Consider the following 25,354-nt stretch of genomic DNA (forward strand, 5'->3'; position numbering starts at 1 on the left):
ACTTATTTTTTTACTTGTCAATAGTTTTTTTATTTAAAACTTATATTTTCAAGTGATTAACTGTCGACTTATCTCAGCGACGTTTTATATAATATCATGATAAATTTTTATGTGCATATAAAAATTTTTTATTTATAACAAATATCTTTAAATTTCTCTTTATTTCTTTTTTTATCTCTTAATATCATTTATAGACACACCAGGAATAGTATTAATACCATATATTTATTATATCAAATTTTAAAGCAATTTTTGCAAAGATTTTAAATCTTTTATTATAATTTTTTTATTTCCAATAAGTTCTAGTATTCCTTCATCTTCCATTGCTGATAATTTTCTACTCATAGTTTCACGAGTTACTCCTATATAATTTGCCATTTCCTCTCTACTTAAAGGCATATCTATAATTATACCTTCTTCTTCTTCATGTCCAAATTCTCGTGCAAAAACTTTTAACAAATCTGCAATTCTAGCTTCTATATCTTTTGTACTTAAAATTTTAACTAAATTTTCTAATGATACAACTCTATCATGAAGATTTTCTAAAATTTTAAGACTTATTTCAGGATTTTTTTTAACTATATCATCAAATGCATCTTTAGTTAAAATACACATATTCACATCATCTAAAGCTTCTGCATTAAAATCAAATTTTCCTTTTTTTAAAAGACTTAAATAACCTATGAAATCTCCTTCTGAAAGTATATAAAGTATTTGTTCTTTCCCCTCTTTAGTATATTTAAATATTTTTACTTTACCTTTGTTTATAATATAAAATTTATCAGAAACATCTCCTTCAAAAAATAATATCTGACCTTTTTTATATTTTTTTCTTGTAATTTTCCCTATAACTTTTTTTAATTGTGTATCATCAAGTATAGATAAAATAGGTGCTTTCCTAGAGCAATAATTCCCAGTACATTTTTCACAAGCAAATGCTTCTAATTGATTCATCTCATTCTCCTTTTACGATATAATTGATAAATATTTTTTGCACATTTCAATATCATTCCGTTTTAAATATAATAAAGCTAAATTGCTATAAATTTTTATTATGTCATTTTTATACTCTTCTTTATTTTTTATTAAATTTGAAAGATTAATATAAGTATTTCTCACATTAATAAAATCATTAAGTAGACTATATATATCTATAAGCATATAATAACCTTTAATTACCAAAGGCATATAATTAATCTCTAATGATAATTTTATTCCTTCTTTAATAAAATATAAAGCATCTTCATATAACATTTGTTTAATATAAATCACAGATTTTTCTATAAAAGTTTCAGCTAATTTTTTAATATTTTTCCCCTTAACAATGTTTTCAGCTTTATTAAAAAATTCTTTACCTTTGTCAAAGTTATTTTCTTGTGTATAAATTATTCCAAGATTATTATATATAACCCATAAAATTTCCTCATCATTTGTTAAATTTTTTATTAATTCTTCATATAAAGATATAGCTTTTTCTTTATTCCCTTTTTTGCTATAACAACTTGCTTTTAAAATAGCAGCATCAATACATCCCTTTTTATCATTATTTTTAGAGCATAAAATAGAATACTTTTCAATAAACTCTAATGCTTTCTCCCATTCATTTAATATTTTGTATATTTTAGCTATATTATATAATGAGTATTTTTCAGATTCTAAATCATTTAAATTTTCAGCATAATAATTAGCTCTCTTAAATGAGAAAATAGCCTCTCTATATAATAAATCATTCATTGTATTTTCTAATAAATTAAGTTTACAAACACCAATTTTATTATACAAGTAAGGAAGTAAACTATAATCTCCTATATCTTTATATAAATCAATTGAAATCATATATTTAATAAGGGCTTTTTTATAATCATTTATTTCAAAAGCATAATCACCTAAAATTTTATAACTTTCTGCTTTAATTTTAATTAAATTATAATCATTAGCTATTTTTAATATTACATCGATTTCATCAATGGTAGGATTATTGTTTAATTTTTCACTACAGTAAAATTCTGCATCTTCTTTTGGAGTTCTTAAAAGATATTCTTCATTTATATTTAAATTAAAGCCTAATTTAGATGCTTTATTATTTAATTTTTCTGCTATGGATCTTGCATTTTCTTTTCCTAATCCTCTTTTCCCATTTTCGACCATACTTATAAAAGCTCTACTCATATTTTTATCTTCTAATTCTTGTTGTCTCATACCTAATTTTTTTCTTAAATTTTTAACTTTCTCTCCTGTAGTTAAAAAAAACATAGTAAATTGCCCCCTTAAAATTAAAAAGATATAATACTTTTTAAAATATTATATCTTTTTATGTTATTATATTTATATATTAATTTTCATATATTTAACATTTAATTGCAAGTATTATGGTATATTTTATTTATTAATTGTTAATAACTGTTTATAAAATATAATAAAGAGGAGTAAAATTTATGATACTTCATTTTATAAGTCTACCAGTATGGTTATTTATTTTAAATGCTGTGATTTCAGTTTTAATAATAATATTAGAAAGAAAGCGTCCAGAAAAAACTATTGCTTGGCTTTTAGTTTTTGTGCTTTTACCTCCTTTTGGTCTTATTTTTTACATTTTTCTGGGAAGAAATTGGAAAAGACATAAGCTTACAGAAGATTTTTCACCTTATGTCAAAGATCTTATATATAGAGTAATTAATAAAGTAGAAAATCCTGAATACATCCCTCTTATAGAGCTTTTAGGTAAAAATAGCTATTCACCACTTTTTATAGATAATGATATAACAATTTTTAAAGATGGAGAGGAAAAATTTAATGCATTAAAAAATGAAATTAAAAAAGCTAAACACCACATTCATCTTGAATATTATATTGTAAAAAGTGATAAAATAGGAACTGAAATAAAAAATCTATTAATTGAAAAAGCACATGAAGGCGTAAATATTAAATTTATTATAGATAGAGTTGGATCTATAAAAATGAAAAAGAATGATATAAAAGAACTTAGAGATGCTGGAGTAGACGTAATACAATACTCATATTTTCTTGCTCCTCTTTTAAGAGCTATAAATACTCAAATTAATTATAGAAATCATAGAAAAATTGTTGTAATAGATGGTCAGATTGGTTTTATAGGAGGCATAAACATTGGAGATGAATATTTAGGTAAAGGGAAACTTGGTTACTGGAGAGATACTCATATAATGGTAAAAGGAGATTTTGTTCTTGGTCTTCAAGGAGTTTTTCTTGATGATTATTTTACTATAAAACGTATATATGGCAATTATTTTGCAAGCAAAGAAGAGCTTTCGAAATATTTTCCTGAACCTTTAAAAGCTAAAAATCAAATAATGCAGCTTGTTAAAAGCGGACCAGATTCTGAATATCCTGCAATTTTACAAGGAATATTGAAAATGGTATCTATAGCTAAAAAAAATATATATATAATAACACCTTATTTTGTTCCTCCAGAAAGCCTTATGGAAGCATTAAAAATAGCAGCACTTGGAGGTATAGATATAAAAATACTGTTCCCTGGAAGATATGATCATATTTTAGTATATTATGCTTCAAGAACTTATCTTGCAGAACTTATTAAATGCGGAGCTAAAATATACTTTTATAGTAGTGATTCTTTTATACATTCAAAAGTAATGACTATCGACGGAAAAATATCAACTATTGGAACTGCAAATATGGATATTAGAAGTTATGAATTGAATTACGAAATAAACGCTGTCATATATGATGATTATAAAACATTAGAACTTGAAGAACAATTTTTTAAAGATCTTGAAAAAAGCAGAGAAGTAACTATAGAAGATTTTGATGGCACATCTAAATTAAATAAAATTTTTGAAGCCATTGCAAGAGTTTTCTCTTCTCTACTGTAAATAAATATATCAATAAATTTTATTAAACAATTTCAAAAAAATCTAATTTATCTATAAATTCATCATAACAATTATCTATAAAACATATGAATATTTAATAAAAAAATAAAGTACACTTAAATCCCCTTTAAACACTAATTTAGCAACATATGAATATTTAATAAAAAGGAACAAAGCTTTATATTTATTAATTAAATAATTAGCTTTATTCCTTTTATTATTTTATCTCTTTTCTCCAATAAAAAATACTGCTATAGTCCCTGGACCTGCATGACTTCCTATAATAGGTCCTATATTGTTAATTATTACATCTTTAACTTTATGTTTTTCTAATATAAGTTTTTCTAAAAATTTAGCATCTTCTATGCAGTCTCCATGACTTATAAATATAATTTGTTCTTCTGGATTTATTATTCTTTTGTTTAATTCTTCAGCTAAAGTTTTTATTGATTTTTTCCTTCCTTTTACTTTTGTAACAGGAATAAGTTTTCCTTCATCATCTACATGCATAATTGGCTTAATATCTAAAATAGTACCTATAGCAGCTGCAGTTCCTGAAACTCTCCCTCCTCTTTTAAGATGATTTAAATCATCTACCGTAAACCAGTGATTTACTTTAAGTTTATTTTCTTCAACCCAATTAACTATTTCTTCTTTAGAAGCACCATTTTTAAGCATTTCTATAGCATAATAATCTAATAATCCTTCTCCAAGGGAAGCACATCTACTGTCTATAATTGTTATATCTGCATCTTTATATTCTTCTAAAATATTTTCTTTTGCTATACAAGCACTATTATATGTACCACTTAAGGCTGATGAAAATGCAATATATATTATAGCTTTCCCTAAAGATACATGTTTTCTAAACTCTTTTTCAAAATCAAAAACATTAATTTGAGATGTAGAAGGCATAGCTCCATTTCTAACTGCTAAGTAGAAATCTTTATAAGAAAGGCTTTTCCCTAAATTATCTTTATATTCCTTTCCATTAATATTTACAGTCAGACTAAGAAGCTCTACATTATTTTTTTCAACATATTCTATAGGAAGATCGCAGCAGCAATCTATAATTAATACTGTTTCCATTTTTTATTCCCCTTTTTTAATTTTATTTTTAACATAATTATACTATATATTAGAAAAAATATTATAATATATGATAAAATAATAAAAAACTCTTTTATGGATGTGAATGAAATGGAAGATTTAAAAAGTATAGAAAATAAAATAAAAGAAATTTCTGAAAATTATAAAGAAGAACCTACAGGAGGATATATAACTGGTGATGGTCCTGTACCTTGTGATATTTTATTTGTTGGTGAAGCACCAGGTAAAACAGAAGTTGAACAAGGTAAACCTTTTGTAGGTTTAGCGGGAAAAACTTTCGAAAAATATTTAAATATTATAGGTTTAACAAGAAATAAAGTAAGAATAACAAATACATGCTTTTTCAGACCCATAACAATTAAAGAAGGTAAAAATGGTAAAGTAACTATAAGCAATAGAACTCCAAAGATTAAGGAAATATCTCTTTTTAAAGAAATTTTAGATGCTGAAATTTCTTTAGTAAATCCAAAAATTATAATAACTCTTGGAAATGTACCTTTAAAAAGGCTCACTTCTTTTAAAAGTATTGGAGAATGTCATGGAAATCTTTATTTTAATGAAGACTTAAAAAGATATATATTTCCTATGTATCATCCTTCTGCTTTAACATATAACAAAACAGAAGAATTTAATAAAGCCTACTATGAAGATTGGGTGAAATTAAAAAAAGTATTAGAAACACAAAAAAATAAAATATTTTAATATTTATTTTTTTAAATTATATGAACTATTTTTAATATGCTAGCATATAATACTATTGACAAAGGCGTCACATAAACGGTGATGCCTTTATTTTTTTGAAAACGGAGGTTTATTTATGTGCGGAATAGCAGGATGGATAGATTTTAATAAAAATTTAAAAGAAAGAAAAAATATAATAAACAATATGAGTAATACCTTAGTTAACCGAGGACCAGATGCAGGAGGTATTTATTTAAAAGAAAATATATGTCTTATTCATAGAAGACTAATTGTTATTGATCCTGAAAATGGAATTCAACCTATGATTATAAAAAATGGTAATATAGAATATACTCTTGTATACAATGGTGAACTTTACAATACTGAAGAGCTTAGGAAAGATCTATTAAATTGTGGATATAGTTTTAAAGGCCATTCCGATACAGAAGTTTTACTTACAGCATTTATAGAGTGGGGAGAACTATGCCTTGAAAGATTAAACGGTATTTATGCTTTTGCAATATGGAATAATAAAGAACAAAAACTTTTTATTGCTCGAGATAGAATGGGAGTTAAACCTTTATTTTTTTATCATTATAATGAAGGATTTATATTCGCATCTGAAATTAAAACATTACTTACAAATCCATTAATTAAACCAATAATTGATAAAGAAGGATTAAGTGAAATTTTTCTTTTAGGTCCTGGAAGAACATCAGGCAATGGAGTTATAAAAAACATTTATGAATTAAAACCGGCTGAATATGGATTTTTTGATAAAAATGGTCTTAAAATTCAAAAATATTGGTATATAAAAGCCAAAGAACATACTGATAATGTGAAAAATACTATAGAAAAAGTAAGGTTTTTAATAATAGATTCTGTAAAAAACCAATTAATTTCAGATGTTCCATTATGTTGCTTTTTATCAGGAGGCCTTGATTCCAGCATTATATCAAAATTAGCAGCAGATGAATATGCCAAAAATAACAAAGGACCCCTTAATACTTACTCAGTTGATTATAAAGATAATCAAAAATATTTTTCCAAAAATATTTTTCAGCCTAATTCAGATAAAGATTATATTAAAATAATGGTAGATGAAATTAAATCAAATCATCATGAAGTTTTACTTGAAAATGCAGAACTTGCAGAACATTTAGATGAAGCTTTAATAGCTAGAGACTTACCTGGAATGGCAGATATAGATTCTTCTTTGTTATTATTTTGCAGAGAAATAAAAAAAGATTTTACTGTAGCCGTTTCTGGTGAATGTGCAGACGAAATATTTGGTGGTTATCCATGGTATCACAATAAGGATATATTATTTGAAGATACTTTTCCATGGTCAAGATCTTTAGATATTAGACAAGGAATTTTAAAAAATGGTTTTTTACAAAATGGAGAATATTATGTTAAACAAAAATATATAGACACTATAAATGAAACTGATGTATTACCAAATGATAGTAATTTAAATAAAAGAATGCGACAAATGTTTATGCTTAATATTAACTGGTTTATGCAGACATTATTAGACAGAAAAGATCGTATGAGTATGTATAATGGACTTGAAGTGAGAGTACCATTTTGTGATCATCGCATTGTAGAATATGCATACAATATTCCTTGGGAAATAAAATCTTTTAAAGGAAGAGAAAAAGGTATTGTTAGAGAGGCAATGAGAGGATTACTTCCAGATGAAATTCTATGGCGAAAAAAAAGTCCTTATCCTAAAACTCATAATCCAGTTTATTTTAAGTTGGTTAGTGAAAGTGTAATAAATATACGTAATAATAAAAATTCAATAGTATCACAAATTTTAAATTGGGATACTATTGAAAATATTATAAACAATCCTGCAAAAATTACATCACCATGGTATGGACAGCTTATGACAGCTCCTCAAATTCTTGCTTATATTATACAAGTTGATAAATGGTTTAGTGAATTTCATATTGAAATTCTATAAAAATATTTAATTTTATAAATAAAGGACTGTTGCAGATAAATTTTAATTAGCTTTTGATAAACTAATTAAAATTTTGCTACAGCCCTTTTATAAATGTATTTAATATAAATAATTATTAAATCATATCAAAAAAACTTAATTGATTACTTTCTGGAAGATGTTTTAAACAGCCAAATTTTTTAAGTAGATCTATTGCAGAATTTCCTATTTTGGCACGTTTTTTCAAATCTTCTATTGAACTTATAGGTTTTTCTTCTTTAATTGATTGCTCAATTGTATTATATATACTTTCTGCTGCAACATTTCCCATACCAGATATACTATTTATAGGAGGTCTTAATCCCTCATCTTCAACTAAAAATTTTGTAGCATGGGATTTATATAAATCAATTGGCAAAAATTTAATACCTCTTTCATACATTTCTAAAACTAATTCTAAATCATCATACATATCTTTATCTTTAGGTGATGCTTGATTGCCCATCATTTCTATTTCTTTCATTTTTTCTTTAACTTTTTCTTTACCAAATATCATAAATTCTGCATCAAAAGCCTTTGCTCTTATAGAAAAATAAGCTGCATAATAAGCTTTTGGTATGTGCACCTTAAACCAAGCTATTCTAAACGCCATCATTACATAAGCTGCTGCATGAGCTTTAGGAAACATATATTTTATCTTTCTGCAAGAATCTATATACCATTGAGGTACATCATGTTCCTTCATTAAAGCTTCATATTCTGGCCATTTAGGATCCTTTAAAGCTTTACCCTTACGCACTGTTTCCATTATTTTAAAAGCAGTGTTTGGAGGCAATCCCTTTTTAATAAGATAAATCATAATATCATCTCTAGTACATACCGCTTCACTTAAAGTTACTGTTCCTGAATCTATTAAATCTTTAGCATTACCAAGCCATACATCAGTACCATGAGAAAGTCCTGATATACATATTAAATCCGAAAAAGTTTTTGGCATTGTATCTAAAAGCATTCCTCTTACAAATTTAGTACCAAATTCAGGAATACCAAAAGTACCTACTTTAGAATTTATTTGCTCAGGTGTTACTCCTAAAGCTTCTGTAGATGAAAATATAGACATTGTCTCTTTATCATCCATAGGTATATCTTTAGGATCAACTCCTGTTATATCTTGAAGCATTTTTATAACTGTAGGATCATCATGGCCTAATATATCAAGCTTTAATAAATTTTGGTCAATTGAGTGATAATCAAAATGCGTTGTTATAATATCAGAATTAGGATCATCAGCAGGATGCTGTACTGGACAAAACTCAAATATTTCACGTCCTTTAGGAACTACTATAATTCCACCTGGATGCTGTCCTGTGGTCCTTTTTATACCTGTGCATCCCTTTGCAATTCTTGTAATTTCTGCTTTATTAACATGTATATTCCTTTCTTCAAAATACTTTTTTACATATCCAAAAGCTGTTTTTTCTGCTATAGTTCCTATAGTTCCTGCTTTAAATGTTGTACCTTTCCCAAATATAACTTCTGTATACTTATGTGCTTTAGCTTGATATTCTCCAGAAAAATTTAAGTCTATATCTGGTTCCTTATCTCCATTAAAACCTAAAAATGTTTCAAAAGGAATATCTATACCGTCTTTAGTAAGCACCTCTCCACAAACAGGACAAGTCTTATCTGGTAGGTCAAATCCAATCTTAAAACCATAATCAGTAAAATCCGAATATTTACACTTAGGACACCTATAATGCGGCGGCAGAGCATTAACCTCAGTTATACCTGTCATATATGCTACAACAGAAGAACCGACAGAACCTCTAGAACCTACTAAATAGCCATCTTCATTTGATTTCCACACTAATTTTTGGGCTATTATATACATTACTGAAAAACCATTTTTTATAATAGAGTCAAGCTCTTTATCAAGTCTTTGCTGAACAATATCAGGCAGAGGATCTCCATAAAGTTCATGAGCTTTTTTATAAGCAATATCTTTAATTGTTTGTTCACAACCTTCAATATGAGGAGGGCATTTCTCTGGAGAAATAGGACTTATCTTCTCACACATATCAGCTATCTTATTTGTGTTTGTAACAACAACTTCATATGCCTTTTCTTCCCCTAAATAAGAAAACTCCTCAAGCATTTCCTCTGTAGTTCTTAAATATAAAGGAGCTTGATTATCTGCATCTTTAAATCCCTGTCCTGCTTCTAGTATACGCCTATATATCTCATCTTCAGGATCCATAAAATGAACATCACAAGTTGCAACTACAGGTTTATTTAATTTTTCTCCAAGTGCCACAATTTTTTTATTAATTTCTTTTAAATATTCTCTATCAGGTACCTGCTCTGTCCTTACTAAATAATCATTATTACCTATAGGTTGAATTTCTAAGTAATCATAATCATGTGCAATAGTTTCAATTTCTTCATCAGATTTCCCAAGAAGTATTGCCTGATACAATTCCCCTTCACTGCAGGCACTTCCAAGAATTAATCCTTCTGAATATTTTTTATACAAACTTTTTAATATACGAGGTTTTTTGTAAAAATAATCTAAATGAGAATAAGACACAAGCTTATATAAATTTTTTAAACCCACATAATTTTTTGCTAATATTATAGCATGATATGTTTTTAATTTTTTATATTCTTCTTTTTTAGCTTCATCGTCATAACCATATGTATCTATATCATCAAGAGTTTTTACTCCTTTTTCTTTGAGCTTTTTAATCATTATATCGAATACTTTAACTGTAGTATCTACATCATCTAATGCTCTGTGAGCAACTTCAACTTTTATACCAAGATTTTTAGCAATTTTACCTAATTTATAAGTTTTAAAGTCAGGAAAAATTTCCTTTGCTAAAGATAATGTATCTATATATGTAAAATCAAAATCATATCCTAACTCTTTTGCATTATGTTTTAAAAATCCAATATCAAATTCAGCATTATGAGCTACTAAAACACTTCCATTAATAAAATCCAATATTTTTGGAAATACCTTATCTATAGTTTCTGCATCTTTTACCATATCATAAGTTATATTGGTAACTTCTACAACCCTTTGAGGAATAGGTTTCTCAGGGTTTACAAAGCAGCTGAATTTATCTATTACTTTTCCATCTTTTAACTTCATAATTCCTATTTCAGTAATTTTTTCAGTTACAGGTGAAAATCCAGTAGTCTCTAAATCCAATACACAGTAAGTTGTGTCAATACTTTGACCTTTTGAGTTTGTTACAGATGGCTTTTTATCTGGCGCTAAATATGCTTCCACTCCATATATAACCTTCATATCAGGATTATCTCTTCCTAATAATTTATGTGCTTCTGGAAAAGCCTGCACAACTCCATGATCTGTTATAGCAATAGACTTCATACCCCAACTCATAGCTCTTTTAATTAAATCAGTTGCACTAGTCATAGCATCCATTTGGCTCATTTGGGTATGCATATGAAGCTCTACTCTCTTAACTTCTGCATTATCCATTCTTTTAATTCTTTTAATTCCTTCTGTTTCTACTATAGTATTAGCAATAAGTTCTATTTCTCCTGAAAACTTACTATACCCTGAATTCCCGCAAAGCCTAACACCTTTAGCTTTTTTAAGTCTTGATAGTACATCATCTTCTTCACCAGGCTTTAAAAAAGCCTTACATGTCATAGAACTTGAACCATCATATAAATCAAAAGAAACCAATGTCTTCCCGCTTTTTAATTCTTTTGTTTCTATATTTGATATTTCACCTTCTATAGCTATCCTTCCTTCATCTGGTGTAATATCTGTAATTTTTATTATAGGTTCTTTAATATTTGCACTTCTTCCTAATATTAAAGATGAATCTCCTTTTTTTATATTCTCTTCCATTTTTGATTCATTCTTTATCTCTGCAGTTTTTTCAGATAATTTAATAACATTATTGTTTGATGATTTAATTTCTTTTTGAATAATCATCATCTCATTTGCTCTTTTTATTTCTTCCATTTTTAATAATTCTTCGTTGCTTATTTTATCAATAAAATTTATTTTATACTCTGCTCCATACAAATTCTTTATAATTTCTTTAATTTTTTTATCATACTTCATAGATTTTAAAAAATTAGACACCGCAATTTTAAAGTTAAAATTTATAGTATTATTATTTATCTCATACTCACTATTAGTTAATACTGCTTTTAATGCAGGATATTTATTTGAAATAAATGATAAAATATTTTTAAGTTCTTCCTCTAGAGGTTTTTTATCAGTTCCATCGGTATATTTTACAGATATTTTAGAATCTTCTAGTGCAAATCTTTCTTTTATAAATTTATTAAAATATTCAAATTCTCTTACTCCAATATATTTATCTGAACTTATTTTTAGCTCTAAACATTTAGTTTTTTTCTTTAATACTACTGCTTCTACAAGAGCAGCAGATATATTTCCGCTCATATTATAATCACTAAAAATTTCATTTATTCTTTTCATTGTTATTCTTTAACCTTCTCCCAAAAATTTTTAGCATGTTATTATTATATAAGATAGGTTATACTTTGTCATGTAAAAAAATAAATATAATTTTATAAAATAAATACTTTAAATAATTATATTTTTAACATTAAAAAAGAGATTGAGTACTCAATCTCTTAATTTTTCACTGGAGCTTCCGATGGGACTTGAACCCACGACCTACTGATTACGAATCAGTTGCTCTACCATCTGAGCTACAGAAGCATATTAAATTTGCACATTACAATTTTACTACCTATTGTAAAAATAATCAACAATATTTAAATTGTTAAAAATAGCTTTAAATTAAAATTTATTAAATTTTAAATATATAGAAAGCATTTTAATATAAAGAGCTGCTTTTAAAAATAATATTTATAATTATTTAGATTCCTTTAATATATTTAAAGCAGCCCTTTATTAAAATTAATTTATATCTCATGAACTACATCAAGATTTCCAAATTTACTGTATTGACCAAGCCAAGCAAGCTTAACAGTTCCAGTTGGACCATTTCTCTGCTTTGCTATTATACATTCTGCTACATTTTTTTCCTCTGTTTCTTTATTATAATATTCATCTCTATAAAGAAACATAACAAGGTCAGCATCCTGCTCTATAGAACCTGATTCTCTAAGATCTGAAAGCATTGGTCTGTGATCTGCTCTTTGCTCTGGAGCACGAGAAAGCTGTGAAAGTGCTATTACTGGGCACTGCATTTCCTTTGCTAAAGCTTTTATAGATCTTGAAATTTCTGAAACTTCCTGCTGCCTGCTTTCTGAATTACTACCACTCATAAGCTGAAGATAATCTATAAGTATCATATCTATACCATGTTCAAGTTTTAATCTTCTGCATTTTGAACGCATTTCCATAACAGAAATGCCAGCAGTATCATCTATAAATATCTTAGCTGCTGCTAAAGGTCCTGAAGCTTTAGCTATATTTTCCCAATCTCTATCATCTAGATTACCTGTTCTAAGTTTTAGCATATCTACATTTGCTTCTGCACAAAGAAGCTTATATGCAAGCTGTTCTTTTGACATTTCAAGAGAAAATATTGCCACACTTTTTCCTGCTCTTAAAGCAGCATACTGAGCTAAATTAAGAGCAAAAGTTGTTTTACCCATAGAAGGTCTTGCAGCAATAAGAACCATATCACCCTTTTGAAATCCTGATGTTTTTGCATCAAGATCTTTAAATCCAGAAGGAATTCCTGTTATCTCTCCCTTATTATTATAAAGTCTCTCTATCTCTAAAAAGCCTCTTTCCAAAACAACATGCATAGGCTCAAAATCTGCTATATTTCTTTTATCTGCTATATTAAATATTTTCTGCTCTGCAGAATCTAAAACTCCTTCTACATTGTCCTGCTTGTTATAACTATTTTCAATTATTTCATTTGACGCTCTTATAAGCTTTCTAAGTATAGATTTATCATAAACTATTTTTATATATGAGGCTACATTAGCTGTTGATATAGCTGTAGAATAAACCTCCGTTATGTAGGTAATTCCTCCAACTGCCTCAAGCTTTTGTTTTGCAGTGAGCTCATTTGCTAAAGTTACCATATCTACTGGAATATCCTTTTGAAAAAGCTCAACCATTGTGTCAAACAATATCTTATGTGCGTCTCTATAAAAATCCTCACTTTTTAAAACTTCCACAGCTTGTGCTATGGAAGTTTTTTCTTTTAGCATAGAACCTAAAACCCACTGTTCAGCTTCAATATTGTGAGGAAGACTTCTAAGAGGTGTCTCCATATATTTACCTCCTTAGTTCCTATATATTTAAAACATTAAATCCATTAATTCTTCTATTGAATCTACAGCCTTTACTTCTATATCTGTAAGTCCAGATGGAACTTCTTTTAAATTATCCTTTGGTACAATAACAAGCTTAATTCCTTTTCTTCTTGCACCATAAATTTTCTCAAAAATTCCTCCAACAGGCTTAATTTTACCCCTTAAAGATATTTCTCCAGTAATTGCAACATCTTGTCTTAAAGGCTTATTTAAAAGAGCACTTATAATACAAATGGTTATAGCAGCTCCTGCAGAAGGGCCATCTATATTCCCTCCGCCTACTACATTTACATGTATATCATAATCTTTAATATCTTTATCTGTTAACTTTCTTATAACAGATGCAGCATTAAATACAGAATCTTTCGCCATGCTTCCTGCAGTATCATTAAAGCGAACCTGACCATTACCAATGTCTTTTGCTTTAAAAACAGCTGCTTCTATCTCTATGGTAGATCCTATATAACCACTTACCCCTAATCCGTATACATGACCTACTTCTTTTCCATCTAAAGAAGTTAATTCTTCATAAGGTGTAAGTCTAGATATAGATATAATTTCTTCTAAATCTTTTATACCTATTTTTATATTTTCATTTCCTTTATTGTATAAAACATAACCGTATGCATCAGCTAATATATTTACAGCTTTTCTCCCTTCTATAGTGTACATACTTATCATTTTAGATACACCATCTTCAAGCTCTATTGAAAGCTTTTTAGCTGCATTTTCTACTATTTTTTCAATATCTTTTGAAGATAAAGGTTCAAAATAAACTTCAGTACATCTTGAACGTAAAGCTGGATTAATCTCACTTGGATCTCTTGTGGTTGCCCCAATAAGTACAAAATCTGCTGGAGCACCATTTTCAAATAAGTATTTTACATATCTAGGAGTATTTTCATCATCTGGGTCATAGTAAGAAGATGAAAACTCAACCCTCTTATCTTCTAATACCTTTAAAAGCTTATTTTGAAGTATTTCATCAAGCTCTCCTATTTCATCTATAAATAAAACTCCTCCATGGGCTTCTGTAACAAGTCCTAATTTAGGCTCTGGTACACCTATTTCTGCTAAATCTCTTTTTGAACCTTGATAAATAGGATCATGCACAGAACCTAAAAGAGGATTTGTTATTTCTCTAGGATCCCACCTTAAAGTTGTTCCATCTACTTCTATAAATTTAGCATCTTCTTTAAAAGGAGTATGTTTAAGCTTTTTTACCTCTTCAAGAGCAAGTCTTGCTGCAGTAGTCTTTCCAACTCCTGGAGGTCCATATAAAATAATATGCTGTGGATAAGGGGAAGATATTTTTGATAAAAGAGATTTAATAGCCCTTTCTTGTCCTATAATTTCATCAAAAGAATCTGGTCTTAAAAGAGATTGAATATTCTTTGTAAGTTTTTTGCTATCTAAAACTTCAAGGTCTGCATATTTTTTTAATGTCTTTGCATTTTCAGGACCTTTTTGTTTTTTAATTATACTTAACCTAACCTCATCTATATACTTATCCTGCTTTTCTAATAAAGCTTTTTCTACTTCTTTTTCTATTTCGCTTTGGACATGTCTTTTTGCAACAGCCTCACCAATCCATTTATTTGTATCTTTAAGTGCTTCGTGTAAATTATTTTCATTTGGAACAGTGTCTATACCTTTTCCATCACTAATTATTTTATTTAAAGCATAAATTCTTTTGTATACATCTCCACTATGAATATATTTTTGAAGCTTATACTTAGTAATTCTAGCTTGTATTACTCCTTCATTTAGTATATTTTTTATAATTTGAAACAAAACATCAACTTGAGATTCAATAGTTATATTTTGTGTATTTTCATCATTGAAACTAGTATCAATTGTAAATTGTGATTTCACTGGATTTCCCCCTTAAAAATTAAGACATAAATAAAACTAGTTTCTTATACAATTTAGTTTTATTTTTGCTCAGATACAACAACCTTAATTTTAGTAGATATCTCCGGATAAAGCTTTATTTCAGCTTCATATACTCCAAGACTTCTTATAGTTTCTACAACTATCTTCTTTTTATCTATATCTAACTTATATTGAGAATTTAAAGCTTCTGCAATATCTTTACTTGTTATAGAACCAAATAATCTTCCATTTTCTCCTGATTTAGCTGTTATTTTAACTTCTTTTCCTTTAAGAGTATCAGCAAGTTTTTGTGCTGCCTCTGTTTCAGCAAGTTTTTTTCTTCTTTCTGCTTCCTTCTTTTGATTTAAAATATTCATATTAGCAGCTGTAGCTTCTTGTGCAAGTTTTCTAGGAAAAAGATAATTTCTTGCATACCCATCAGCAGCGTTTATAACATCACCTTTCTTTCCTACTCCTTTAACATCACTTAATAATATAACTTTCATTAAACATCACCTTCCCTTAAGTATTTATCAATTTCATCTTTAAGCTTTAAAATTGCATCATCTAAAGATACACCTTTAAGCTTAGCACCAGCTATATTCATATGTCCTCCTCCACCTAAAGCTTCTAGAATTACCTGTACATTGATATCACTTAAGGATCTGCCGCTTATAAATACTTCATCATCTATTTTAACAAAAACAAATGAGGCTTGAATACCTGTAATATTTAGCAATTCATCAGCTGCTTGTGCAGCAAGTACAGTATCTTCTATATCTGGAGGACATTTGGCTATAGCTATGCCATTTTTTACCTCTGCAGACTTAATAATTTCAGATTTTTTGATATAAGTATCCAAATTTTCCATAAACATTTTTTTAATATCTATAGTATCTGCTCCTAATTTTCTTAAAAATCCTGCAGCTTCAAAAGTTCTTACTCCCGTTTTAAAATAAAAATTCTTTGTATCTACACATATTCCTGCAAGTAAGGCTTCTGCTTCAATTGGTTTTATTTTAGAATTAGGAATCATATAAGGAAGCATTTCTGTAATAAGCTCAGAAGTTGAAGAAGCATAAGTTTCTATATAGGTAAGAATAGCCCCCTCAATAATATCTGCAAGTCTTCTATGATGATCTATAATAACTATTTTTTTAAATTCTTTTGGAAAATTATCATTTTCAACATATCCTTTATTATGAACATCTACAATTATAAGCAAACTATTTTCATCTAAATTTTGTTTAGCAGTTTCTACATTTATAAAAGTATTACTATAATCTGGATTTTTTTCAAACTTTTCAAACATTCCTTTAACTGCATTGCCTCTTCCTTCGAGTATTATAAAGCATTGTTTTCCTAAAAGTCTTACTACACTATTTATTCCTATAGCAGCTCCTAAACAATCTGTATCAGGATTTTTATGTCCCATAACAAAAACATTACTGCTGCCATTTATAAGATCTAATAAAGCATGGGCTATTACTCTCGCCCTAACTTTAGTTCTTTTTTCAACTTCTTTTGTTTTTCCTCCATAGAAAGAAAGCTTTTCTCCATTTTTAACTACAACTTGGTCTCCTCCTCTGCCAAGAGCAAGCTCTAGTGCAGATTGTGCAAAATTATAATTTTCAAGAGGTGTTTCTCCTCCTCTTCCTACTCCTATGCTTAAAGTTACAGTAAAACTATTACCTTTATTTATCTCTCTTATGTTATCTAGTATATCAAATTTTTTCTCCATTTCTTCTTTAACAAACTTATCTTGTGTTACAAATATATATTGACTATTAGAATATTTCTTAAATACAGAATTTAAACTCTGTCCATAATTATTTAAAGCCCTTTCAATTTCTGCTAAAAGAAGAGGTTTTTTATCTTCTTCTGTAGATTTAATAACTTCATCTAAATTATCAACTTCTATAATTAATACTGAAATTTTATTATCTTGTATATTTTTTTGCATATTTACTTTTTCTGTAACATCATAAAAATATAAAAGAACAATATTGTCTTCTTTGCTGTTATTTTCAGAAGTATTTATAATTGTTGAATACATATTATAATATTTGTTTTTTAAATTTATATTTTTAAATTCATTTTTTTCACCATCTAAAATCTGTTTAATATTAAAATCACTTACTAAATCTATTATATTCCTTCCAAGCATAGTTTCCCCTTCAAGCATAGAAGAGGCACTTTGATTATACCAAACAACTTTTCCATTTTTATCTGCCATTATAAGAGGAAAAGGCAATTTAATTAATGTACTTCTTGTAGCTATATCTAATTGAGAAGAAAAATCCTCAATAAATTTCTGCCATTCTCCCTTTTTAAGCCTTGACTTTTTTATATTATAAATTAAAAGTACCCCATATACACCCAAAGCAGCAATACCTATAAAAAAATGTTCATATGCAAACATTATTATAATAGATAAAGCTATTAAAATCATATAAATTCTATTATTAGAATTAAAATAATTATATTTATTATCCATTATTGCCTCCTAAATGATTTCTCTTAGGGGCTGCTACAAAATATATTAATTTAAAATTACTCTGCAATAAATAAAATTTATAGCATCCCATTTAACATCTATTTAATTATTTTTTTAGGATTTTTTCTGGATTTAAATGCCTAAAATCTACTAGCATATCAATAAAACCGAGGCCAATATATATTATTGAAAAGGCAGGATTTAATGCTGTAATAATAATTAAAAATATTATTATTCCTTTTTGTAGATTATATCTATTTCTCAGGAAATACATAGCTACAGAAATACCTATCATAAGAAAAACATAATAAAGTAAATATAAACCTGAAGTAAATATAGGTCTTCCAAAAGATATACCTGATTTTTGTAATATCATTCCTGCTATAACTGGAATAGTAAGTATAAGTCCTCCCCAGCTGTTAATATATATTTCAGTAAATGAAACCATTTTTTTAATTTTATATCCAAGCTTTTGTAAAACAAGTTTAGCGACAGAATAATTTAACATACCTGAAATAAAAGATAAAAATATAATTCCTCCGCCTAATGTATCCATTAAAAATTCTGGAGTTATATTATTAAATATCATCTCAACTTGATCAAGCTGCTCTTGAGTGATGCCCATACTTTCATAAGTTTTTTTAAGCATATTTATAGATAAATTAATAGTTTCTTTTAATTCATTAGCAGTTTTAATAAAAAATTCAGTAAAACTCATCTTTTGAATTAAAACTATAGTTAAAATTGTAGTTATAATAGTTACTAAAAGAGATGCTGCAGTCATATAAGCTATTATAGTAGTAGAATTTTTATCTTTTTTAAATAAATATCCTAAAGTAATTCCTATAATAGAAAATGAAACTGAAGAAATAAGTGCCTGTATTGGATTAAAAAACATAGCTGTAATTATAGTACTTACTACTATAGAAATTAAAACAGCTTTTATATTATGCCTCATATATAAAACTGCAACAGGTATAGGCAAAAGTATGGTACCTACAAAACTAACAAAAGGTACATAAGCTGTAATAAACATAAGTATTATAATTATACCTGAAATTAATCCTGATTCAACTAATGATTTAGTATTATATTTTTTGTTTTCCATATCTATCTCCTAATTTCTTTCTTTTATATGTGTATAAAGCCTGCTTAAATCCTTCCCCTGCTTTTCTATATTATCTTCTTCAACTATTCCTAATTTAAGTTTTTTCTTCATACTTTCATCTACAGCTGTAAAAGAATATCCTAATCTTTCTGCAAGTATATATAATACTATTATTGCTCCAGAAATACAATCTAATATAGCATCATGTGCTACGTTGCTTCCCTTTGTTAGAAGTTTAAAAAAATCTCCAATTATGCAAATAAGTTCTGCCTTAAGCTGCTCTATTATTTTTATATTAGACATTATATTAAAATCATCTTTTTTCATGTTTATACCCCCGGCTTCCTTTTATCTATATAAAAAAATGTTTACACATTATAAAAATTCCAATATAATAAAATTTATAAAATATTACGCCTATATATCTATTTTAGTTATTTTTAGACTTTTATGCAACCATTTAATTAAAAGCAAATATAATCCATATATTTTAATTTATTTAACAAACGGCAGGAAAAATTTCCTACCGTCTGTTAAACCTGATAAACATAAGCTTTTTTGTTATCTATTACACAAAAATATTTTATATCATTTATATTTATGAAATATTTGTAAAAAATAGGTTTATCTAAATCATCTGCTATTTTTATTAAACCATTCATATCTAAAACTTTTATAATAGTTTCATTTCCTTCCAAAGGTTCATCTTTAAGTGCTACTAACATATCTTCATAATTTTTAAGTATTTTATTTATTTTTCTTATAGATGTTTCTTTATTATTTTCTAATTCTTCTGTAAATAATAAAATATAGAAAAAGGCAAATATAGAAATTATAATAATAAAACTAGAAATAATAATACCTTTAATATATCTATCTGATATTACTTTCTTTATATTATCTATACTTCCATTCTTATCTTGAAGAAGATCTCCTTTAACCTCAAAATAACTTTCTCCAAGAGGTATTTCCATAGTTGGAGATAATTTTTCAAAAAATTCTCCTTTGCTGCTTTTCCCTTTAACATTAATATTCCATGTAACTATAAGTTTATTACTAAAATTAGTATTCACCTTTTTTACCATATCCCGAACTATAGAATTATAATTTTTTATATCAATTAATATATCCTTTTGAAATTCATTTTTATTTAGTACTAACTCTGTTTTAGGCTGCAAATTAAACTTTTTACTCCAAATCTCTTTACTATCTTTTTTATTTCCAATAAATCCTTCTATAACTGCATTTACTTCATAATCTACAAATATTTTTTCTATATTATCTTTGCAATTAAATTTATAATTAAGTAATGTATCTATACTATCTACATAATCTGTTATATATATTTTACCCTCTCCAAGACTTTTTTCTTCATATATAGAATTTGGAATAAGATTAACTTTATAATTTATTAAAGCTTTATTATTGTAAGATAACACTTCTTCTTTTTTATTTTCATATTTGTCATTAGTCAAAGTTTTTAATAAAAATAAGAATCCAAACATAAAAACAAAAACACAAATAAATAATAATATTTTTCTATTATTTTTATCTAAATTAACTTTATTCATAAATATAATACTTTAACTCCTAATAAACTAATATTTAAATACAAAAATTTAGTACATTTAATTTTGTCCTAAATTTATATTAATAGTAAATCTACATATACTTTTTTCTGATGTTTCATCGTTATTATTCAAAATAAAATGAAAATTAGAAAATTTTACAGTTTCTGGTTCATTTCCTTTTGATGGCTCTAACACCATAGAATTGGCTTTAATATTTTCGTTTAAAAATTTTTCAAGTTCATTAAGACTTTTATCTTTTAAGTCAATATATAAATCATTTTCAGTTCCATATTTATCAACTATAAATTCACCACTTTTTACTGTAAATTTTGATAAATCATTAAGATTAGTATATCCACTTGGCACAGCTTCATTTCCATCACTTTGAATAGTTATAGATGTAATCTTTGATGGAATAGTACCATCATTTTTAAAAACTGTATTTAAAGTAGCTCCCCCACCTGGATAAAAATTAGAAACTTCACACAAAATAGAATTTACATTTGAATTTTCATATAGATCTGGCTGAGTAACTTCTATATAATCATCTGGTATAATAGAAGCCTCTGTAAATGTTCCTGAGAGTTCACCTACTTTTACTGTATTATTTACTGCAATATTTTCTGTCCATTGAGCATAACCTGCTTCCATTAAAAAAAGACTAATAATTAAAATTAATATTAATATTCTTGTTTTTCTCATATAATTTCTCCTCAATTTTTATATTAAATATTTTCTTTACTGTTTTTAATAATCAAAACAGGCCATCCAGCATTAGGTATTATTTTTATAACTTTTCCTTTTATCATATCACTTGATACTAATTTACTATCTGGTGATTGATTGTTATCTCCTTTAGTTTCATATTTTATTTCATTTTCTTCTTCTACAATTTCAATAACTCTATGAAATACATAAACATTATCATTTTTATACTGTATAATATCTCCAGCATTAATATCATTATCTTTTATTTTTTTAACTAATACTATATCTCCAGGCTTTATTAATGGTTTCATACTTCCAGTAGCTATAGCCGCTGGATAAACTGGGAAAATACCTATAAAAAACCATATTATAAATACCGAAGTAAATGTAATAAAAATAAAATTCAAAGGTTTTTCCTTATATACATATACTTCTCTTTTTTTTATTTCTTTTGATTTTTTTAAATATATATTTTGAATAAAAAACATACTAAATATAGGCATAAATATACCTATAAAAGATGAAGCTAAAAAATTTAAATTTGGAAGAATAGGTAATACATATTTAATTCCCTCTATTATTCCTATATATAAAATAGAAAATGTTTCTCCTCCTAAATATACAAGATAAACTGACATTATATTTAAACAAAACTTTGGAAGAAATATATAACCCATAAATTGTATAATTTCTAAATCATTTTTAATATTTAGTATTTTATCTAAAGGTATATTGATTAAAGTAAATAATAATGATACAAATAACATTTTTAAAAATAAATATCTATGTCCACTATTAACTAAATAGCTTCTTACATTCTCCTGTCCAATTAATATTGGTAAAAATACCATATAGTTTTGTAAAATTCTAACTAAACTTAAGTTATAAGGATTTTTAGCAAACCCACAAACAAATCCCATAAATATTTCAACTGTAACATAAAATAAAGCGAATAATATAATCCATTCTATTATAAATTTTTTATATCTTACTTTTACTTTATACCTTACCTTTGGGAATCTATGTACTATAATTGCAGCTATAAGCCACATTAAAGGCTTTATTATGTATATAAAATAAGCTTTTTTAGTAAAATAAAACATAAAAATATTATCTAATACATATATAAAAGTTACCCAAATTAATATAAAATATATTAAAATATTTCTATTCATAAAAACTCCATAAATAAAATTAAATATTTATTTAACTAATTATGTATAAAATCTATTTTCACGTTTACAACAACATATTGTACCCATCCTTCATCACCAACACTTGCATTTTTAGCATATGTCCATTGTCTATAAGGCATTTTAACTTTAAATTCATATTCATCTAAATCTCCAATTACATCCCAATTAGGTATAAATTTTAAAGTAGTTTTACTTATTTCACCTGTTTCATATGTCTTATTTATTGGTCTTGATACTATTATACTAATTCCATTTTCATTAGCATCTTTTGGTATTTCAACAGTTTTCCATCTAATTGGTATACTTCCTCCATTTATAACTTTAAAATCAAATTCTTTATAACTATCACCCTTATTCATTTTAAAATTTAAATTTGCTACATTGCTTTCTTTAGAAGTGCTTACTTTGTTATCTTTAGTATAAGTAATATTAGGATTACTTATAGTTTCATCAAAATATACATTCATATATGCCGTTTTTACGGAGGCAGAAATTTTTAAGTTTTCATTCCAATAAGCGTATCCAATGCCTATAAAACTTAACAGCATTATTATAAAAATTAAAAATAAAAAATATGTAATTTTATATTTTTTATTGCCTCTCACCTTCTATCACTCCCATAGAGCAAACCTCTAACATAATATATAATTTATTCTTATCTCAATTCTTGCCACCAAATAAATTTATAATCATATATTCCGTAATTTTTAAGTAAAAAAAAGAAATTTCTACACTAAAAATAGAAATTTCTTTTTTTGTTTATTTGATAGTATTTAAATAATCTGATATTGTTTTTATTAATTTTTTAGAGCCTGAATTATTAAGGTGCAATCCATCAACTGTATATTTTTTTATATTACTTTCATCAATACCACTATCTTTAAATAAATCTAAAACCAATATATTATAAGAACTACATACATCTTTAATAGCTTGTGCATAATCTTCCAGTTTTACACCTGCTTCATTAGCATTAGGATAAACTGCATAATTTTTATACTTTCCTCTTTTTAAAGGAGTAAAAAATACTATAGTAGCATCATTTTTTAATTCTAAAATTTTTTTAATAGTTTTATGTAAATCTCCATAAAAAGTATTTGAATTTTCATCATCATTTATAGTTCCTAAAGGTGTATTAAGAGAGTAATCACTAGTACCTGAAAATACAGTTATAATATCTGCATCTTTTAATTTATTAGAATCAATATCTTTTATCGTATCCTTCATAAGATTTCCCATACTTGCATAAGTGTAAACATTCCCCATACTACATGAAAGCTTTACGCCGGATTGATAACTATTTTTAGCTGTAATATTATCTCCAAGAGCAACCCAATTTTTATTTTTCCATCTATTATTATCTAAAGCACCTACACTGTTTGATCCTTTATATTTAATATCACTGCTTACTTCTTTATTTAAGTTATTTTTTTCAATTTTACTAATTTCTGATTTAATTAAAGATGCTTGTGTTTCTAATTTTTTCTGTCCAAATACTATTACTAAAATTAAAGCAGCAAAAAGTATTAAAGTCAGAAAAAGCTTAAACGTTGTATTCTTAAAAAAACTCACTATTATCCCCCCTAAGCACATTGGAAAAATGAACACATTAAACCATATTTACTCATTTTTTTATAATGTAAAAAAATACCCTTTAAGTCATGCATATTCTAACTTACAAGGGGTAAAAATTTTTATTTAAATAATTTAGAAAATATGCTTCTTTTCTTTTTCTGCTTTATAGGTAAAATATCTACATCTAATCCTTGAATAATATTTTTTTCATTATCCATAATCCAATTATAAAGCTCAGAATTTCTATCTTTTATTATTTGATAAGCATCATTTATTTTTGTAGTTCTTCTTTTATTATCATGTGCATCACTGCCTACTACATGAATTAAATTCATATCCACAAGCTTTTCTGCACAGCTTTTTATATCCTTACCATATATTCCTCTTAAACTTCCTGCATTAACTTGAGATAAAATACCCTGTTGTACCAAATTAGCTAAAAGCGAAATATCTTCTAATATTCTAAAATTTCTTTCAGGGTGAGCTATTATAGGTTTTGCTCCTTGAAGTTTAAGTTCATATAAAACATCTTCCGTATAAACAGGAAATTGATGCATAGGGAGCTCAATAAGAACATATGCGTTATTATTTATACTCCAAATTTTTTTCTCACTATAAAGCTTTGGAAGATCTGGGTGCATATAAAGTTCTAATGCAGGAATTATATTTATATCAATATTTTCTTCTTTACAAAGTTTATTTAAACTATTTAATTGTTGAAAATATAATTCTTTATCAGTAAATAATTCATTAGGAATATAATGTGAAGTTGCACAAATATATCTTATACCTTCACTTAAAGATAATTTAAGCATTTCTAAAGACATATCAAAACTTTTTGAACCATCATCTATATTAGGAATAATATGGCTATGAAAATCTATCATTAATTTTC

Annotated in this window: 19 protein-coding genes and 1 tRNA gene; 3 read left to right on the top strand and 17 right to left on the bottom strand. The window is 26.4% G+C overall.

Annotation, left to right across the window (positions count from 1 at the left end; all coding sequences use genetic code 11):
• Positions 1–240: 240 nt before the first annotated feature.
• Together EGD97_RS08720 and EGD97_RS08725 are read right to left on the bottom strand one after the other, a co-directional pair.
• On the bottom strand, positions 241–954 hold the full coding sequence (locus tag EGD97_RS08720) for a Crp/Fnr family transcriptional regulator (protein WP_127837062.1): 714 nt from the start codon (positions 952–954) through the stop codon (positions 241–243).
• Positions 955–966: 12 nt separating this feature from the next.
• Positions 967–2,253: a helix-turn-helix domain-containing protein gene (locus tag EGD97_RS08725; protein ID WP_127837063.1), complete on the bottom strand. Its 1,287-nt coding sequence runs from the start codon at positions 2,251–2,253 to the stop codon at positions 967–969.
• Positions 2,254–2,435: 182 nt separating this feature from the next.
• On the opposite strand from EGD97_RS08725, the gene cls reads away from it, so the two are divergent.
• Positions 2,436–3,872, top strand: a complete 1,437-nt coding sequence (gene cls / locus EGD97_RS08730) for a cardiolipin synthase (RefSeq protein WP_078683102.1) — start codon at positions 2,436–2,438, stop codon at positions 3,870–3,872.
• A gap of 222 nt (positions 3,873–4,094) precedes the next feature.
• Here the strand turns inward: cls and EGD97_RS08735 are convergent, their stop codons facing one another.
• A complete protein-coding gene (locus tag EGD97_RS08735; RefSeq protein ID WP_127837064.1) occupies positions 4,095–4,961 on the bottom strand; it encodes a DegV family protein in 867 nt (288 codons plus the stop codon).
• A gap of 111 nt (positions 4,962–5,072) precedes the next feature.
• Here EGD97_RS08735 and EGD97_RS08740 point away from each other — a divergent pair, with 111 nt between their 5' ends.
• Together EGD97_RS08740 and asnB are read left to right on the top strand one after the other, a co-directional pair.
• Positions 5,073–5,684, top strand: a complete 612-nt coding sequence (locus EGD97_RS08740) for a uracil-DNA glycosylase (protein ID WP_078683104.1) — start codon at positions 5,073–5,075, stop codon at positions 5,682–5,684.
• A 115-nt stretch (positions 5,685–5,799) separates the two neighbouring features.
• Positions 5,800–7,635: an asparagine synthase (glutamine-hydrolyzing) gene (gene asnB, locus EGD97_RS08745; protein ID WP_078683105.1), complete on the top strand. Its 1,836-nt coding sequence runs from the start codon at positions 5,800–5,802 to the stop codon at positions 7,633–7,635.
• A 115-nt stretch (positions 7,636–7,750) separates the two neighbouring features.
• Here asnB and polC read toward each other — a convergent pair whose 3' ends face one another.
• From polC to EGD97_RS08815, 14 genes are all read right to left on the bottom strand, one after another.
• On the bottom strand, positions 7,751–12,103 hold the full coding sequence (polC, locus tag EGD97_RS08750; RefSeq protein ID WP_127837066.1) for a DNA polymerase III subunit alpha: 4,353 nt from the start codon (positions 12,101–12,103) through the stop codon (positions 7,751–7,753).
• 170 nt (positions 12,104–12,273) lie between these two features.
• Positions 12,274–12,349 (bottom strand) — tRNA-Thr (locus EGD97_RS08755).
• 206 nt (positions 12,350–12,555) lie between these two features.
• A complete protein-coding gene (locus EGD97_RS08760; protein WP_127837067.1) occupies positions 12,556–13,887 on the bottom strand; it encodes a replicative DNA helicase in 1,332 nt (443 codons plus the stop codon).
• Between the two features lie 27 nt (positions 13,888–13,914).
• The gene (gene lonC / locus EGD97_RS08765; protein WP_127837068.1) at positions 13,915–15,804 is read right to left on the bottom strand and encodes a Lon family ATP-dependent protease; all 1,890 of its coding nucleotides are present in this window, start codon (positions 15,802–15,804) and stop codon (positions 13,915–13,917) included.
• A 59-nt stretch (positions 15,805–15,863) separates the two neighbouring features.
• The gene (gene rplI / locus EGD97_RS08770; RefSeq protein WP_127837069.1) at positions 15,864–16,310 is read right to left on the bottom strand and encodes a 50S ribosomal protein L9; all 447 of its coding nucleotides are present in this window, start codon (positions 16,308–16,310) and stop codon (positions 15,864–15,866) included.
• Positions 16,310–18,301, bottom strand: a complete 1,992-nt coding sequence (locus EGD97_RS08775) for a DHH family phosphoesterase (protein ID WP_127837070.1) — start codon at positions 18,299–18,301, stop codon at positions 16,310–16,312. The genes rplI and EGD97_RS08775 overlap by 1 nt, the downstream gene beginning before the upstream one ends.
• A 106-nt stretch (positions 18,302–18,407) precedes the next feature.
• Positions 18,408–19,409, bottom strand: coding sequence for a DUF2232 domain-containing protein (locus EGD97_RS08780; protein ID WP_127837071.1), 1,002 nt, complete (start codon positions 19,407–19,409; stop codon positions 18,408–18,410).
• 9 nt (positions 19,410–19,418) lie between these two features.
• Positions 19,419–19,736, bottom strand: a complete 318-nt coding sequence (locus EGD97_RS08785) for a MazG-like family protein (RefSeq protein WP_078683112.1) — start codon at positions 19,734–19,736, stop codon at positions 19,419–19,421.
• Positions 19,737–19,942: 206 nt separating this feature from the next.
• Positions 19,943–20,980 (bottom strand): DUF5305 family protein, encoded by a 1,038-nt coding sequence (locus tag EGD97_RS08790; protein WP_127837072.1) that lies wholly within the window; start codon positions 20,978–20,980, stop codon positions 19,943–19,945.
• A gap of 57 nt (positions 20,981–21,037) precedes the next feature.
• On the bottom strand, positions 21,038–21,682 hold the full coding sequence (locus EGD97_RS08795) for a hypothetical protein (RefSeq protein WP_127837073.1): 645 nt from the start codon (positions 21,680–21,682) through the stop codon (positions 21,038–21,040).
• Between the two features lie 23 nt (positions 21,683–21,705).
• Entirely contained in the window at positions 21,706–22,863 is a 1,158-nt protein-coding gene (locus EGD97_RS08800; RefSeq protein WP_127837074.1) for a signal peptidase I, read from the bottom strand.
• 35 nt (positions 22,864–22,898) lie between these two features.
• Positions 22,899–23,489 (bottom strand): hypothetical protein, encoded by a 591-nt coding sequence (locus tag EGD97_RS08805; RefSeq protein ID WP_127837075.1) that lies wholly within the window; start codon positions 23,487–23,489, stop codon positions 22,899–22,901.
• A 154-nt stretch (positions 23,490–23,643) separates the two neighbouring features.
• Positions 23,644–24,456: an SGNH/GDSL hydrolase family protein gene (locus EGD97_RS08810; protein WP_164850189.1), complete on the bottom strand. Its 813-nt coding sequence runs from the start codon at positions 24,454–24,456 to the stop codon at positions 23,644–23,646.
• Positions 24,457–24,578: 122 nt separating this feature from the next.
• Entirely contained in the window at positions 24,579–25,346 is a 768-nt protein-coding gene (locus tag EGD97_RS08815; RefSeq protein ID WP_127837077.1) for a tyrosine-protein phosphatase, read from the bottom strand.
• Between the last annotated feature and the right edge of the window lie 8 nt (positions 25,347–25,354).

It is taken from the genome of Clostridium prolinivorans, from assembly GCF_004011155.1.
In the GTDB taxonomy this organism is placed as follows: domain Bacteria; phylum Bacillota; class Clostridia; order Clostridiales; family Clostridiaceae; genus Clostridium_AT; species Clostridium_AT prolinivorans.

Excerpts from the sequence above, each read along its gene's own strand:
- cls (WP_078683102.1), top strand. The coding sequence starts at position 2,436 with ATGATACTTCATTTTATAAGTCTACCAGTATGGTTATTTATTTTAAAT.
- EGD97_RS08725 (WP_127837063.1), bottom strand. The coding sequence starts at position 2,253 with ATGTTTTTTTTAACTACAGGAGAGAAAGTTAAAAATTTAAGAAAAAAA.
- asnB (WP_078683105.1), top strand. The coding sequence starts at position 5,800 with ATGTGCGGAATAGCAGGATGGATAGATTTTAATAAAAATTTAAAAGAA.
- EGD97_RS08795 (WP_127837073.1), bottom strand. The coding sequence starts at position 21,682 with ATGAGAAAAACAAGAATATTAATATTAATTTTAATTATTAGTCTTTTT.
- EGD97_RS08720 (WP_127837062.1), bottom strand. The coding sequence starts at position 954 with ATGAATCAATTAGAAGCATTTGCTTGTGAAAAATGTACTGGGAATTAT.
- EGD97_RS08815 (WP_127837077.1), bottom strand. The coding sequence starts at position 25,346 with ATGATAGATTTTCATAGCCATATTATTCCTAATATAGATGATGGTTCA.
- EGD97_RS08800 (WP_127837074.1), bottom strand. The coding sequence starts at position 22,863 with ATGAATAGAAATATTTTAATATATTTTATATTAATTTGGGTAACTTTT.
- EGD97_RS08735 (WP_127837064.1), bottom strand. The coding sequence starts at position 4,961 with ATGGAAACAGTATTAATTATAGATTGCTGCTGCGATCTTCCTATAGAA.
- EGD97_RS08760 (WP_127837067.1), bottom strand. The coding sequence starts at position 13,887 with ATGGAGACACCTCTTAGAAGTCTTCCTCACAATATTGAAGCTGAACAG.
- EGD97_RS08790 (WP_127837072.1), bottom strand. The coding sequence starts at position 20,980 with ATGAATAAAGTTAATTTAGATAAAAATAATAGAAAAATATTATTATTT.
- EGD97_RS08785 (WP_078683112.1), bottom strand. The coding sequence starts at position 19,736 with ATGAAAAAAGATGATTTTAATATAATGTCTAATATAAAAATAATAGAG.
- polC (WP_127837066.1), bottom strand. The coding sequence starts at position 12,103 with ATGAAAAGAATAAATGAAATTTTTAGTGATTATAATATGAGCGGAAAT.
- EGD97_RS08740 (WP_078683104.1), top strand. The coding sequence starts at position 5,073 with ATGGAAGATTTAAAAAGTATAGAAAATAAAATAAAAGAAATTTCTGAA.
- EGD97_RS08775 (WP_127837070.1), bottom strand. The coding sequence starts at position 18,301 with ATGGATAATAAATATAATTATTTTAATTCTAATAATAGAATTTATATG.
- rplI (WP_127837069.1), bottom strand. The coding sequence starts at position 16,310 with ATGAAAGTTATATTATTAAGTGATGTTAAAGGAGTAGGAAAGAAAGGT.
- EGD97_RS08780 (WP_127837071.1), bottom strand. The coding sequence starts at position 19,409 with ATGGAAAACAAAAAATATAATACTAAATCATTAGTTGAATCAGGATTA.